This window comes from Aquimarina ulvae (genome assembly GCF_053613295.3).
The window spans coordinates 121934-137230 of record NZ_JBSIBP030000001.1 but is presented as its reverse complement, the minus strand read 5'-3'; the positions used below and the strand labels follow the sequence as shown (position 1 = coordinate 137230).

The 15297-nt window shown below is 33.0% G+C and carries 15 protein-coding genes; 7 read left to right on the top strand and 8 right to left on the bottom strand.

Annotated elements, in window-relative coordinates:
* Nucleotides 1-36: 36 nt before the first annotated feature.
* Nucleotides 37-1020, bottom strand: coding sequence for a TIR domain-containing protein (locus tag ACWGOQ_RS00675; protein ID WP_452056620.1), 984 nt, complete (start codon nucleotides 1018-1020; stop codon nucleotides 37-39).
* Nucleotides 1021-1190: 170 nt separating this feature from the next.
* On the opposite strand from ACWGOQ_RS00675, the gene ACWGOQ_RS00670 reads away from it, so the two are divergent.
* From ACWGOQ_RS00670 to ACWGOQ_RS00660, 3 genes are all read left to right on the top strand, one after another.
* Nucleotides 1191-2261 (top strand): PA0069 family radical SAM protein, encoded by a 1071-nt coding sequence (locus ACWGOQ_RS00670; protein WP_452056619.1) that lies wholly within the window; start codon nucleotides 1191-1193, stop codon nucleotides 2259-2261.
* Between the two features lie 52 nt (nucleotides 2262-2313).
* Complete coding sequence (locus ACWGOQ_RS00665; RefSeq protein ID WP_452056618.1) at nucleotides 2314-4077, top strand: tetratricopeptide repeat protein; 1764 nt, start codon at nucleotides 2314-2316, stop codon at nucleotides 4075-4077.
* Nucleotides 4078-4312: 235 nt separating this feature from the next.
* Nucleotides 4313-4693 (top strand): hypothetical protein, encoded by a 381-nt coding sequence (locus tag ACWGOQ_RS00660; RefSeq protein ID WP_452056617.1) that lies wholly within the window; start codon nucleotides 4313-4315, stop codon nucleotides 4691-4693.
* 160 nt (nucleotides 4694-4853) lie between these two features.
* Here the strand turns inward: ACWGOQ_RS00660 and ACWGOQ_RS00655 are convergent, their stop codons facing one another.
* The 4 genes from ACWGOQ_RS00655 to ACWGOQ_RS00640 form a co-directional block, all read right to left on the bottom strand.
* A complete protein-coding gene (locus ACWGOQ_RS00655) occupies nucleotides 4854-5516 on the bottom strand; it encodes an HD domain-containing protein (protein ID WP_452056616.1) in 663 nt (220 codons plus the stop codon).
* A 7-nt stretch (nucleotides 5517-5523) separates the two neighbouring features.
* Entirely contained in the window at nucleotides 5524-6525 is a 1002-nt protein-coding gene (locus tag ACWGOQ_RS00650) for an acyl-ACP desaturase (RefSeq protein ID WP_452056615.1), read from the bottom strand.
* Between the two features lie 11 nt (nucleotides 6526-6536).
* Nucleotides 6537-7295 carry a lysophospholipid acyltransferase family protein gene (locus tag ACWGOQ_RS00645; RefSeq protein ID WP_458202221.1) on the bottom strand — a complete coding sequence of 253 codons (759 nt, stop codon included), beginning with the start codon at nucleotides 7293-7295 and terminating at the stop codon, nucleotides 6537-6539.
* 188 nt (nucleotides 7296-7483) lie between these two features.
* Nucleotides 7484-7894: a BrxA/BrxB family bacilliredoxin gene (locus ACWGOQ_RS00640; protein ID WP_452056613.1), complete on the bottom strand. Its 411-nt coding sequence runs from the start codon at nucleotides 7892-7894 to the stop codon at nucleotides 7484-7486.
* 350 nt (nucleotides 7895-8244) lie between these two features.
* Here ACWGOQ_RS00640 and ACWGOQ_RS00635 point away from each other — a divergent pair, with 350 nt between their 5' ends.
* A complete protein-coding gene (locus ACWGOQ_RS00635; protein WP_452056612.1) occupies nucleotides 8245-8979 on the top strand; it encodes a TerB family tellurite resistance protein in 735 nt (244 codons plus the stop codon).
* 73 nt (nucleotides 8980-9052) lie between these two features.
* Nucleotides 9053-10099, top strand: a complete 1047-nt coding sequence (locus ACWGOQ_RS00630) for a transglutaminase domain-containing protein (protein WP_452056611.1) — start codon at nucleotides 9053-9055, stop codon at nucleotides 10097-10099.
* A gap of 5 nt (nucleotides 10100-10104) precedes the next feature.
* On the opposite strand, the gene ACWGOQ_RS00625 is transcribed toward ACWGOQ_RS00630, so the two are convergent.
* Genes ACWGOQ_RS00625 through crtD form a run of 3 tightly spaced genes read right to left on the bottom strand, consistent with a single transcriptional unit; the run spans nucleotide 10105 to nucleotide 13363 of the window.
* Nucleotides 10105-11250 carry a lycopene cyclase family protein gene (locus ACWGOQ_RS00625; protein ID WP_452056610.1) on the bottom strand — a complete coding sequence of 382 codons (1146 nt, stop codon included), beginning with the start codon at nucleotides 11248-11250 and terminating at the stop codon, nucleotides 10105-10107.
* Nucleotides 11251-11877, bottom strand: a complete 627-nt coding sequence (locus ACWGOQ_RS00620) for a carotenoid biosynthesis protein (RefSeq protein ID WP_452056609.1) — start codon at nucleotides 11875-11877, stop codon at nucleotides 11251-11253.
* 4 nt (nucleotides 11878-11881) lie between these two features.
* A complete protein-coding gene (gene crtD, locus ACWGOQ_RS00615; protein WP_452056608.1) occupies nucleotides 11882-13363 on the bottom strand; it encodes a 1-hydroxycarotenoid 3,4-desaturase CrtD in 1482 nt (493 codons plus the stop codon).
* 99 nt (nucleotides 13364-13462) lie between these two features.
* On the opposite strand from crtD, the gene ACWGOQ_RS00610 reads away from it, so the two are divergent.
* On the top strand, nucleotides 13463-13882 hold the full coding sequence (locus ACWGOQ_RS00610) for a hypothetical protein (RefSeq protein ID WP_452056607.1): 420 nt from the start codon (nucleotides 13463-13465) through the stop codon (nucleotides 13880-13882).
* A gap of 120 nt (nucleotides 13883-14002) precedes the next feature.
* On the top strand, nucleotides 14003-14926 hold the full coding sequence (locus tag ACWGOQ_RS00605) for a DMT family transporter (RefSeq protein ID WP_452056606.1): 924 nt from the start codon (nucleotides 14003-14005) through the stop codon (nucleotides 14924-14926).
* Nucleotides 14927-15297: the final 371 nt, after the last annotated feature.

Genomic DNA, 15297 nt, shown 5'->3' with positions numbered 1-15297 from the left:
AATCAGAAAAACACTCCATTGCAACACATCCTGTTCTTACACAACGATGTCCTTATGAAAATCAATCAAAGCAATTCTACCTTGAAAAAATCGAAACGTAACCTGCACTATATTTCCCTCATTATCCTCTAAAGAAATAGACGTATCTAATTTAAAATCATACGGTTGATGTTTTCCTCCATCGACTGCAATATTATCCGCGTACAAACTCAATACCTTATCAGGTTTTTCTTTAGGTTCAATTTTTCCAGAAATCCCAGGGATATTTCCTGATTTATTAATAATCACCGAACCCGAATTGTTTGCTTTCTCGATAGTAACTTCAATATCCTCTTTGGGATTGATATGATGGAAAACTACAGCCGGATACTCAGAATGTGCGATCAGTACGGTATACATTTTTCTTGTTCTAATGACAAAATGTGCCAACCCTTTTTCATCTGTAAATCCTTCCAAATATGTAGAATTATTTGCTATTAAAACCACTTTTGCATGTTTAACCAACTGCTTTTTTTCATCTACCACTTTGATGGTAAACACAAAAGGTTTTGGATTGATCATGGTAGAGAGTTTCGACCATCGGTTTCTAAGAAATGTCTGATCCTTCTTTACCTTATTTTCGATCAGAATGGCTAATTCTTCAGGAGTCTTGTTTTCCAGATTGATATAACCGATTGTTTTGAGAATTCCAGGAATCTCTGTATTATCAAATCTAGCAGGCAATATGTATTCCTTGCTTTCCTGGAATGCTCTCGCTTGCATCGAAACTCTCTCATGATTTGTCCATAATTTCTTATTGTAAAAACTGGATACAAAAAGTACCGTGTACCTTGCTTTATTTTGATAAATTTCTGATAAATACTCATATAAGTTTTTACCCCATAAATTAGCCTCTTCAAACAAATCATAAAACACCTTAACACCCTTAAGTTGTAAGCTATTTGCCACCTTCTCTACATATGCCCTATTCTCTCCTGCAAAAGATAAAGCAACATCATATTCATACCTTCTATTCTTCATCACTTACTATTTTTTTAACCTAAACCAGACTTAAAGCACTCCTCCAGTCTTCATATTATCCTACAAGAGTAGCTACTTACAAAATTACTTTCTTTATTTGGAATTATTCCATTTTTTATTGGAAATATTCCAACAAAAGTTTTACTTTTAAACCGTAAAAACCACAACTTTTGGATCAAAAAAAATTTATAAAAGGAAGAGGTGCTCAGGAAAACGTACACAATCGTTTCTCTGCGAACCAATATGAACTGCGGGATGATTTTCTTAATTATTTACAAAAAGAAGGCGAGTCTATTGAGCATAAAACTGCATTTATTGAAACGTTTCCTAAAACAATTGTGAATAAGGTATCCAGTCCGGATGTAGGTATGATGTATTCATTAAATCCATATCAGGGGTGCGAACACGGCTGTGTATATTGTTATGCGCGAAACTCTCATGAATATTGGGGGTATGGAGCAGGGTTGGATTTTGAAAGTAAAATATTAGTGAAGAAAAACGCTCCAGAGTTATTAGAGAAGAAACTAAAAAGTAAAAATTGGAAAGCCTACCCCATTGCACTTTCTGGAAATACAGATTGTTATCAACCTATAGAAAAAAAGCTTAGAATCACCCGAAGACTATTGGAAACATTCTTAAAATACAAACACCCGGTTGGGATTATTACTAAAAATGCCCTGATTCAAAGAGATACTGACATTCTTTCTAAATTGGCAGAAGACAATTTGGTGTCAGTATTTTTATCCATAACTACGCTTCAAGAAGAAACAAGGAGAATATTAGAACCGAGGACTGCAAGTATCAAAAAACGCCTGGAAACGCTGCAGAAATTAAATTTATCAGGGATTCCCACAAGTGTGATGATGGCACCGATTATTCCGTCTATCAATAGTCACGAAATACTGAAACTTTCTGAAGAAGTTTCAAAAAGAGGTGCAAGAAGCTTAGGGCACACTGTTGTTAGGTTAAATGGAGCCATCGGACAAATTTTTATTGCTTGGTTAGAAAATGCACTTCCGGATCGCAAGGACAAAATACTCCATCAGATTATGGAATGTCACGATGGAAACCTGAACGACAGTGTGTTCGGTAGAAGAATGAAGGGTTCCGGAAACATAGCCGATCAGATCCATCAAATGTTTTCTATTGCCAAGCACAAGTATTTTCAGAAAGAAGATAAAATCTCATTAAACTGTGATCTACATGAATCCTATAAAGATGGCCAATTAAAGCTTTTTTGAAGCTTTTTTGGTTATTTTTGGGACATCATCCTAAGTGCTGTATCCATTCTATATGAAATTGTATCGCTTATTTATCTTTTTTGCATGGTTATTTTCTTACAATCTTGCTGCCCAGGTTGATAACATGATAGTTGCCAAAAATACCGAGGGTATACGACTTCAACTAGAGGCTTTGGATGACAGCAAAGTAGAAGAAATTATTTCTTTGAGCAAGATCTTGTATAAAATTGCTTTTGATAATGAGGATCCCAAAGGAATGATAGAGGCTCTAACTTATCTCAGCATCGCTAACCTTAATTCGGGAAATAACAACTTGGCCATAGAATATCTCCAAAATGCTTCTGACATAGCGTTAACCGAAAAATTATTGGATGACAATATTTTGATTACCAATCTAATTGGAAACCACTATTTTGATATTGAGGAATATGACAAGTCCAGCGCTGCCTATTCTAAGGCGCTTTCTCTGGCCGAAGAAATTAATAATCCACGGTACGTGTCTACAATTAAAACAAACTTAGCCTTTATTAAACTCAGAACCGGAGATTACAAAACAGCGTTGAAGGAACTCAAAGACAGTGAAAATGAATTACTAAAAAACTTACATCAAAATTCAGAAAAAAGAGTCTATACAGGAATAATGCTTTTTAATGCCAGAATCTCTGAAGCATATATCAAACTTCATCTACTCGATTCAGCTCTATATGCTAATGATAAAGGATTATCATTAGCAAAAAAGGTGAAAATTGATAATATTCATATCGACCTTCTGATGCACCGAGGAATTATATTTAAGAATAAGGAAGATTATACAAATGCACTTTATTTTTTGAATAAAGCTAAAGATCAGTGTTACAACGCAAACGATATTGTCTTTTTAGGAAAAATTTTAAATCTGATCGGGGAATGTTTATTAAAATTGGGAAAATACACAGCGAGTATTGAAGTTCTTTCTGAATCACTGGAAATATTAACAAAAAAATATAGTAACTCTGATGAATTAAGTAGGTGTTATAAGTTACTTGGTCAAGCACACAAAAAGAATGGTGATCTCGAAAAGTCCAATTTCTATTTTGAAAAATATATTTTGAGCCTAAGTAAGCTGAATAATAAAAAATCACTGGCCTCCAAAAAAGTTCAAGATATCGCTATGAGTGATTATCAAAATGAAATAAATAGCCTAGAAACTCAAAAACAGCAACAAAAAAATAGGCTTACCTATTCTAAAATCGGTTTATACGTAATTGGATTAGGGTTAGTGCTGGTTGTATTTCTCTTTCAAAGAACAACAAAGAAAAACAAAACTAAATTTGAAGCCTTACTTGCTAAAATAGAAAATCAGGAAAACGAACAATCTTTATCTATACAAGATAGTAATAAAAAGGGGGCTTCTCCAATTATTGACACTAAAGATAGTCTGCTGGAATCACAGTCTAAAGAACTGGATATTAGTGATGAATTACACGAACAAATCCTTGCCGGTTTAAAAAAGATAGAATCACAAGAGTACTATCTAAAAACTGAATGCAATCTCTATAATGTTGCCAAAAAAATTCAAACCAATACTTCTTATCTATCTAAAGTAATCAATTCTCATTTTGGAAAAAACTTTAATACCTATATCAATGACTTAAGAATAAATTATGCTATCCTTAGGTTAAAAAATGAATCTAAATTTCGTTCATACTCCATAAAATCAATAGCCGAAGAGGTCGGCTACAAAAGTGCAGATTCTTTTACAAAGTACTTTAAAATCCAAACAGGATTACTTCCTTCATTTTATATCAAACAATTGAAATCAAAAAATCAATCTTGAAATATTCCTAAAAAACATTTTTAAAAGAACCTAAATTGATAAATATAGGGTTTTGTGCCCTGCTCTTACGTCAAACATAATTATAGTTATAACTATTTGATTTTTAATTATTTAACTATTAAAAAACAACCCGTTTTTCTTTAAAATGGGTTTGCTTTTCTTGTAATAACAGTTTTTTTAAAAGTACTTTGATCTTGTAATGAAAGAAACAATAATTACGCTAAAACATTAATAAGTGAAAAAGCAACTTATTTTACTTTTTATAGGAATGATGGCTGGACTTCTAACGTACGCAGTCATCGTAGGGGGTAAAGTAGAAGATAAATCAAACGCTATTCTAAAGGTGCTGCAATCAAATTGTGATTGTGATCAAATAAAACAGTTTCTATATGTTAAAGGTCTAGCGGTTTCTGAGAATGGAATTTCTACAGAAACAGCAGAGTACGAACTAAAAAACTGTAAGTATGCTGATGTACACAAAGAAGCTACTAGAATTAACCAATTATTAATTAAAAAAGTAGCAGGGTACCAAGACATTGATCGCTTTACCTTAGCGTTTGTTAATCGAAATTCATCAAAACTAGTAACTATTAATAACGGAACCATAAATCACTGATTATGATAGCACTTACAAAACTATTTATAGATTTCATTCTTAGCTACTTTCTAGTTGTGGTAGAATTTGTCATCAACATCTTTGCTTAATCAAAAAACGAACTGATATCAATCAAAAAATGGGCGTTGGAATACTAGGCAGGTAGACATCTCATCAATGTCTACCTTCTCTTTCCTTCCCATTCTTTATAAAACTGTTCTAAAAAAGTTTCCATAAAAAGATGCCTATTTTCTGCAATGCTTCTACCTGTTTTGGTATTCATTCTGTCTTTAAGAAGTAACAGTTTTTCATAGAAATGATTGATTGTTGGCGCAGTAGATTTTTTGTATTCTTCTTTAGTCATCTGTAAATTAGGGACTATTTCGGGATCGTATATAGCTCTATTCTTAAAACCTCCATAGTTAAAACATCTGGCAATTCCTATAGCACCAATAGCATCCAAACGATCAGCATCTTGTACGACATCTAGTTCTGAAGATGTAAACTTTTGTACACTATTTCCGCCTTTAAAAGAGATATTTTCTACTATAAGCACCACGTGATCTATAACTTCTTTTTCTATCGCTAAACTTTCTAAAAAACCCCTTGCTACTTTAGGACCAATCGTTTCATTACCGTTATGAAACTTAGCATCGGCAATATCATGAAGTAATGCTCCAAGAGCAACTACAAAAACATCAACATCCTCGTTTTTAGCAATCGTTAGTGATGTTTTATATACTCTTTGGATATGAAACCAATCGTGTCCTCCTTCTGCTTCTTTTAGCGTATTTTTTACGAAGTCAATAGTTTTATAGATGATCTGATCTTCTGGTATACGCATTCGCTGTTTATTTTACCAAAGCTGGTTGTACCCATTTAAATTCAAAAACTTCTTCGGGGATTACCAACCGCTCACTAATTCGTTGCATTCTGGCAGGTAATTTCATAACATAATCCCTTGCTTTTTCAGCCTCATCATTAAGGTCTACGAGTTTATCGATTTCCCATTTATCGATCAAACGTTGCATAATATCTATGTAATCTTGTGAAGTATAGACTCCTAAACGTTGTGCTGCATTAGAAAATTCTTCAAAAGCCGTTCCGATAGCATTTCCAGATTCTCTTAGAAAAACTGCTGGCATCACAATTTTATGCTTCATCATATCGCTAAATGCAACCATCATTTGGCTTGGATCTACTTCGAAAATATTTTTCACAAACTCACTATACGCGTTAAAATGGCGCATTTCATCACCTGCAATAATTTTGCACATTTTTGCCAGTGATTTGTTTGAATAACCTCTTGCTAACTTAGCCACTCTACTATGAGAAACATTAGTGGCCAATTCCTGAAAACTGGTATATATGAAATTTTTATAAGGGTCTCTATCTGTTCCTATATCAAAACCATCATTAATCAAATGTTGGGTAGTACGCTCTACCTCTATCATATTAACTCTTCCGGATAGATATAAATATTTATTTAAAACATCTCCGTGCCTGTTTTCTTCACTAGTCCAATAACGCACCCATCTAGACCAGCCGTTTCCTCCCTCTCCTTCGTGCTGATTAATACCTTCTACGTCCATTAACCAAGATTCATAGGTAGGAAGTGCCTCTTCAGTTATAGTATCCCCTACTAAAACTACCCAAAAGTCATATGGAAGTTCCTTGGCTAACTCTCTTAACTCCCTTACCTCATCGAAGAATGTATCTTCATTTTGCGAATCTGGCAAAAAATCTGTTGGTTGCCATACTTTATCTATCGGGATCAAAAATGTATCTATAAAAGACTCTATCTTTTTTTCCAATAACTGCATTACCTCTAATCTAATATTGTCTATAGCCATGACTATTCTATTTAGGTTTTTATCGTTGAGATTACTCTCCTTTCTGTTATATCCAGTATTTCTTCTACTGTTAATTTTTCTACCACAACAGGTTCATTCACTTCCAACGTTAAGTGTATTCCTATTCCCATTGGAAAATTGCCAAATCGCACTATTTTCCAGCTATTATTAATTGTAACAGGAACCACCAAAGACTCAGGAGCATTTTTAAGCAATATTTTTAATCCTGTTGGTGCAAATTGCTTTGGTTTTCCATTTTTACTTCTTGTTCCTTCGGGATAAATTACTGCGGAAAATTTATTTCCAGCAATAAATCTTGCAAATTTAGAAATTTCAGGGATTGATTGTTTTGCGTTTTTTCGATCAATTAGTGCATGTCCTCCATGTCTTAAATTATAAGAAATACTTGGAATCCCTTTTCCCAATTCCATCTTTGAAATAAACTTTGGCTTATGTTTATGCAAGTACCAAGATATTAAAGGAACATCAAACATACTTTGATGGTTTGATACAATAATCAAAGAACGGTCTTTAGGTAACTTGTATTGGTTTTTAAAACTAATACGTACTCCTAAAACATGTAAGCAGCGTAGTAGACAAAGATTCATCATGTTTATTACACTTCTATGCCCTTTTGCTCCGCCCAATTTTACTCCAAGCCACTGTAGTGGGTGAAAAACCAACAATGTTAATCCAAAAAACAAATAGAAAACTATTGAAAGCGGATACGAAACGATCCTTTTTAAAGCCCTCATATCTTCTCTTAGCAATTAATTATTTTGACTTATGTTACTATAGTGCAAGGTCTGATATTATTTTTAGTTAGCCAATTGTTTGCGCATAAAATTACGATCTCCAAAACGTTATCAGAAAATCGTAAAATAGAACGAACCATATCTAAACATAAAACCGCCTGCCAATGCCTGCGGTTCTATGCTTTCAGAATTTACTTTGATCCCTAACAGTGTTCGTTATAAGCATCTTTAAGGTTTTCTGCAATCATATCTGCCGGTCTTCCTTCTATATGGTGACGTTCTAGCATATGCACCAACTCTCCATTTTTAAATAAAGCCATAGAAGGAGAAGAAGGTGGAAATGGAATCATATAACCTCTTGCTTTGTCCGTAGCTTCTCGGTCTACACCTGCAAAAACAGTTACTAAATTATCTGGTTTTTTGTCATTTATCAAAGAAGCTTTTGCTCCTGGTCTTGCGTTTGCCGCAGCGCAACCACAAACTGAATTTACAACGACCAATGTTGTTCCCTCTTTTATAATAGCAGCTTCTACATCTGCTGCTGTTTGTAGCTCATTGAAGCCTATACTTGTTAGGTCTTCTCGCATTGGTTTTACTAAATCTGCTGGATACATATTTCTTAACTATTTTTATTTAAAACTTTGATACAAAGATACAAATAATGTACCACATCCATAGAACTGTCAAGTAGTCGTAAAAAAATCAAAACCAACCTCGAAAACATTTTACTTACTGAATCGAACATCCGAAAAGCAGAAGATGTGGTCCTATCCTTTCTTAACTATTTCTAAAGGTTTCTGCTAGACAGACATAAATAACATTTATGATAGTCAGTATATCTAATACTAGTTTCTAGCCATATTAAATTTTTTAGTAACAAAACTCTTTAGAATCTTACTAATCTAGTATAATCAAAATCGTGTAAATAATTCAATTATATTTACACCGTCAAAATTGAAGATGAATGATTAAATGGATTGCCGCATTAGTAGGAGGTATATTTTTTAGATTCCCTGGAGCTATATTGGGTTTTATACTTGGTAGTTTATTAGATGCAACTAGAACCAAAGGTAGTGGTGTGTTTACCAAAGTCTTTACTCAAGAAAAACAAGTAAGTCCCGGAGATTTTGAACTAAACTTACTTTCACTATCATCGATTGTCATAAAAGCAGATGGTCGTATTAATCAAACAGAGTTAGATTATGTACGACAATATTTCGTAAGTGCTTATGGAAAAGAACGAGCAAATGCTACCTTTAGAACATTTAATGAGATCATAAAAAATCGCGAGATTTCTGCTCAACGGATCTGTATTTTTCTTACACAGCGTACTCGATATGCTGCACGGCTACAGATTCTTCACTTTTTATTCGGAATTGCCAATGCCGATGGAAGTGTTAGTCAAGCTGAAGCAAGAGAAATTCAGAAAATGGCTGGTTTTATGCGCGTCAATTTTAGTGATTTTGAAAGTATTAAAGCGATGTTTTTTAAAACAGGTGGTCATGCTTACAAAATATTAGAGATTGAAAAAACCGCGACGGATGCTGAAGTAAAAAAAGCCTATAGAACTATGGTCAAAAAATACCATCCGGATAAAGTCCAGCATATGGACCCAGTACATATCAAAGGAGCTGAAGAAAAATTTAAGGAGGTGCAAAAAGCATATGAACAAATCCAAAAAGAACGTGGTTTGATATAATTCATAGTTCGCTTTCAAAATCAAACTATTAGTCGTAACTTCTTTGGTTCAATAATTGATGCTACAATAACATATGCGTACGCTATTATTTTTATTTATTATATCAAGCTTCCTGTCTATTCATTTCTCCTATTGTCAAGATTTTGATAACATTGACGCGATTGTACAAGAATATCCTAAAAAATTTAAAACTTCTAAAAAGCTTGCTAATCAAATTGAAAAGGACTTTGAGTCTGAAATAGACAAAACCAAAGCTTTGTTTTCCTGGATTACAAAAAATATATCATACGATTATAAAGAATCTGGAAAGTATTACACTGATTACGCCAACTCCTACAAATCTGTGCAACACAACCCTTTTCCAAGTTTTAGATCCACAAATTATATGGATTATGAAAAAACGAAATCCGGCTCTAAACAACATCTAAAAACTGAAAAAAAATATAGAGAGAAAATTGCTAAACGGGTAATTTCTAATGGAACAGCAGTGTGCGAGGGTTATACACAGCTTTTTAAAGATGTATGTGATCATCTGGGTATTACTTGTTTTTATGTATTAGGAAAGGCTAAGAATCAAATAAGCCACATTGGAAAAAGCTATCGTGTCGATCACGCCTGGAACATTGTTGAAATTGATTTTAAAAAATATCTAATAGATGCGACCTGGGGAAGCACGGGGTATTATGATATCAAAACCAAACAGTTTGTGGATAAGCCTAATTATTTTTATTTTGGAACTCCGCCTGAAATATTCATCAAAGAACATTATCCTGATTTTTATGAAAATAGTTTATTAGAAAACCAAATCAGTAAAGAAGCTTTTTCAAATACTCCAATGTTCTTTAACCACGAAAAATCTGACAATTTTCGTTTAATAAAACCGGTTGATGGAATTCTGAAAAAAAAGGATGATACTGTAAGGGAGTTTGTGGTTGCATACGATCAACCTGTATATTCTATTATCTATGTAATTAATAACCGACAATTTGCTTATCGAGGTAAAATTGTGTCGGACAAAGGAAAAATCCGACTAAATATTGATCTATCTAACCCTCCCAATGCTAAAGAATTAATCTTGATAATTAATGAAATCCCAATGGTTGGTTTCAAAATCCAATAGCCTTTTTACTTTCTTAATAACCGATTCCAAGCTATCTTTAAAAATTTCACCGCTGGCATTGTTGACATAATTTTCAACTCTTCAATGAATGACGTTTCCTCGTCTAAAAACTTGAGGATGCTAGTAATTTCATTTCTTTTAAACAAGCCTGTGAATAACCTCGCTCCATTTTGATTTTCTTTGGATAAAAGATCCAGCAACAACAAGTCATAGTACCAAAACTTTCTTCGCTTTCCAAACTTAGTCAAATCATTATTTTTCTTTAGAAACTTTATAAGTTTTCTTACTTTTTTCTGGGTGTTATAAAATGTAAAACCAGTACTAGGTTTTGTCCATCCACCAGCTGTTCCAACGTGCAAGACATTTTTAGAATTATGCTTCCTAAATTCATAACTTGTCATTGGTATACACCCTTTTTCTTTTTTGGTAATTTGATATTCTTTGATTCCTTGGGACTCTAAGTATCTTTTAATTTCGGTTTCATATTCATCATTCGAAAGCATCTTTTTAGAAAACAAAGTATACTCAAACAAAGCTTCGGTTTCAGAAAAAGGCAATACATACATAAACCGCGTATTCCCTTTCTGGTCTATATTAAAATCCATAAAAGTGGCCGTTTCTGCCCTAAAAGCAGGCACTTTGGTCCTTATAAACCACCCAATAAAATGTTGGTTTAAAAGTGGATATTTTTTTTGGGTTTTAAATTTTGTAGACAATAACACACTACTAAAAACCTTCTCACATAGATGTATAGCGTTATCAGTCTCTACTTTTACAATAGTACCTTCATCCACAAAATTAATTAAGGTTTCCTGAACAATCGTAATATTAGGTTTTTCTTGTAAGATATTGAAAATAAAATGGTAAAAATCGTTGCTTCTTATGAGCTTATATTGATAAGGAGCAATCTGTATCTTTTCAGAGAAATCGGCACTACCAAAGAAGATATGATTCCATTTTTTGGAAACCACCGCATCCCAGCTCCCCTTTTCTTTTTCCCAAAAACACCAGGTTCGATCATTTTGATTCTTTACCTCTTTATCTATTAAAAGAATCTTCTTTTGATCAAAAAAAGTATCTTTTACCATATAATACGCCAGCATCAAACCTGATGCTCCAGTACCTGTTATAATATAATCGTATTTCTGCATCTAAAAAAATAGAAAAGTCGTAAAAAAGATAAATATAGCTATGAAAATATGAATCGACAGCGCATATTGCAAGGTTTTATACACTTTTTGAAATAACAGATGCGCCAAGCTTGCAGTAATGAACCATCCGATATAGTTTTGTAATGGAACAACCTCGTCTTTAAACTCCCAAAAATCAAATCGAGGAGCAGAAACTTCGATGATTACATCTAGTGCTACCATTAATACACCTCCTATACACGAGGAAACAATAACATTATGATGAATTTTTTTTGAGATCGCAGCTGTACCATAGACTAATAATGTCCAATTTACACCTATAATCCAAGGCACTCCTAAAACCTTACTACCCAAATTGTTGCCATACTTATAATTTCCAAAAATCAATCCATAATTCACTCCTAAGTATTCTGTAATCATTCCGATAAAAAAAGGAATCGATAAAGCCAGAATTAGTTTTTTATTCAAATTAGAATTCCAAAGAATCAACCCCAAATACAACAATAAATTAAGAGGAGTTAAGGGTAAAAACCAATTCTCATATCCGCTCAGGATCCCAATAATTCCTGAAACATTAAATAACCAAATAAGTATAATAGAAATGAGTAGCTTTCTTTCTGGATGCATATTTTTAAGGGTTACAATCTTTATAAATTAATTCGGAAACTATTTTTCCGGATAAGAGGCATAATGGAATGCCTCCACCTGGATGCACACTACCCCCACAGAAATACAGGTTTTTAATTTTTTTTGAAAAATTAGGGTGCCTTAAAAATGCTGCGTATTTATTGTTACTGCTTGATCCGTATAGTGATCCTTGATACGATTGAGTGCTACTTTCAATACTTCTAGGATCCAACACCTCTTCTGTTTCAATTAAACCCTCTACATTCGTATCTAATAATCTCGATAACTTACCTAATATATTTGTTCTGGATTGATCAATAATATCGTCCCATTCTTGTCCTACATTACCTGGAACATTAATCATTACAAACCAGTTTTCGCAATCTTTTGGAGCATCTTTTGGTTCATTCTTGGCAGTGATGTTGATGTAAACCGTAGGGTCTTTAGAAACTTGTTTCTTTTCAAAAATATAATGGAATTCTTTTTTATAATTTTTTGTAAAAAATATATTATGTAAATCCAATTCTGGAAACTTCTTTTTAACTCCCCAATAAAAAATAAGTGCAGAACTTGATCTGGGTTGTTTTAAGGTTTTCTCCGGAGGTTTTTGATCAATCAATAGTTTACGATATGTAGGAACCACATCCATATTGGATATAACCGTATCTGCTTTTATTAGCCTGGTTCCAATACGAATACCTATTGCTTTTTTATGTTCTACAATAATCTGATCTACTTTTGACTCAAAATGAAAAGTAACACCCAAATCCAATGCCAACTGATACAAACTTCGGGTTATATTATACATTCCTCCTTTTGGAAAAAATGTCCCATAGTGTTGTTCCAAATGTGGAATCATTGACATAATACCAGGTGTAAGATACGGTGATGATCCATTATAGGTTGCAAACCGATCAAAAAACTGAACCAACTTTGGGTCTTTAAAACATCTGCTGTTAAGATCATGCAAATTCGTATGAATGCCCAGATTATTAATTCTTGTAACAGCCTTAATGGTATCTAAAGAAAGATACGTAGATAATTTGTGTAATGATTTTTCTAAAAACAACGAGGCTGTTAGATCATATTTGAGTTTGCTATTCTCAAAATACTCAAGAATTTGAGATTTTTCTACTTCAAATGTATTTTCAGCTTCTTTTGCAAAATCTTTGGTATCTGCCAGGGCTGAAAACTGTGTTCCATCTTCATAGAAATAATTACACACTACTTCCTTTTTTGAATATTCAAAATAATCCGAAATTCTCTTATTAGAAAGATGGAATAATTCCTCTACAAACTGAGGCATTGTAAATAATGAAGGACCACAATCAAATCGGTATCCATTCGTATGAATTTCAGTTAATTTACCTCCTGGATACGAGTTGGCTTCATATACCGTTACATCAAAATTCTGATTACGCAAGCGAATCGCCGAAGCTAATCCTGCAATACCAGATCCTATAATTACTACTTTTTTATTAGTCATGTTGTGAGCATAAAGATATTGGGAAAAATTAGAAAGTAGTCATATTTTATATTATTTGGTATGGTTTTTATATACCTTTAGCATTAAATAGTTTTAACGATGAAGCATATTCTTTTTATTCTTTTAATTGTAGTTCAATCATCTTTTATTTCAGCACAAGATACTGGCAAAGAAACAAAACCTCCTCAGATAATCACCAAACTACCAACAGGTAAAACAATTAATTTTAACGATGTCCGTGTGCAATTTTTAAAAGTACTTGAAGATTCTCGTTGTCCAAGCGGCGTAAACTGTGTTTGGGAAGGGCAGGCAAAAGTGCTGATAGGTATCTATAAGGATGATACACTTATAGAAGAAAAAGAAATAATTATTGGAGCAAAAGAAATTAGACCTGATAACCCTAAAGAACTTTTAACGTTCAATGATAAAGTTGTTTATATATATAATCTGAGTCCATATCCATCCAGTAATAAGAAAACAAATCCTTTGGATTACTACTTGGAGTTGCTCGTTAAATGAATGATCTATCAAAGATTTGCCTTTCTCTACAAACTAGGCTTTATAATCAAATGAATTCAATGGACTATTTAAATGGTGTTTTTCTCACTTTTTAAAACAGTGTTTTATTAACTTTGCCAGATGATTTCTAACAACGCCAAAGCGCATATGGCATTATTAAGTGTAAATATGATCTATGGTGCAAATTATCTAATCGCCAAAGGATTAATGCCTCATAAAATAGGTGCATCGGCTTTGGTTTTCCTTAGAATTAGTGGAGCTGGTCTTTTATTTTTCGTACTAAAGCTTTTTATTAAAGAAACCGTTGAAAAGAGAGACATTCCCAGATTAGTCCTGTGTGGATTACTAGGTGTTGCTACAAATCAATTTTTCTCAATGAATGGCTTAAGTTTGACTTCTCCTGTGGATGCTGCGATCATCATTACAGCAATGCCAATTTTTACGGTGATTATCAGTTATTTTCTATTAAAAGAACCGCTGACTATTACTAGAGTTATAGGTATTAGTATTGGAGGCTGTGGAGCCGTTTTATTAATTTATCTGGGAAATTCTGGTTTAGGAACAGGATCTTTAAAGGGAAATATGTTTATAGGAATCAATGCATTGGCTTTTGCTTTTTATTTGGTTATTGTAAAACCAATGATGGTAAAGTACAAACCCATTACAGTTATCATTTGGACCTTCTTTTTCGGATTTATTTTTATGTTCCCTCTTTGTATTAATCAATTACTGGAGACCAATTTTAACTCTTATCAAACTTCTGATTGGATATCTTTATTGTACGTAGTTATGGGGCCAACATTTCTAGCATATTTACTTAATATGTTTGCATTACAATACGTTAAACCCACTGTTTCTAGCAGTTATATTTATGTGCAGCCTGCAGTAGCTATGTTATTGGTAGGGAGTATTGCATATTTTGTGGTCACCAGTCAGTATAAAAGTGATATTACATCTGGAAAACTATTTTGCTGTGTTTTAATTTTTGTTGGCGTATACTTAATTAGTAATAGCGGTTCCTTAAAGTGGTTTCGAAGAAAATAAGTGGTTTTTCAAAAAATGTTTTACAAACAAACAAAAAGGGATCATCACACCAATTGTTAAAATAGCATATACAATTCCTATCTTTAGGATGAAATATACCAGGGAAAATGCAACAAACAATAAAAGCAGAAATAATAACCCACCTTTAAAATCTGAAACAAAACTCATTTTTCCTTCATTGTAATCAAACCAATACGCTATTAAAATAATTATTGTTGTCATTATATTATAGTTAGTGACAACCGCATCCGTTTTTACCACAGGAGCCAGGCAACTTCTTATTTTCAGAAGAAATTTGAGGCTTCCAAAAGAATTTTTTAATCAAAAATCCCAGTGCCGTTATAAATACTATAAGTACTAATATGTTTTGT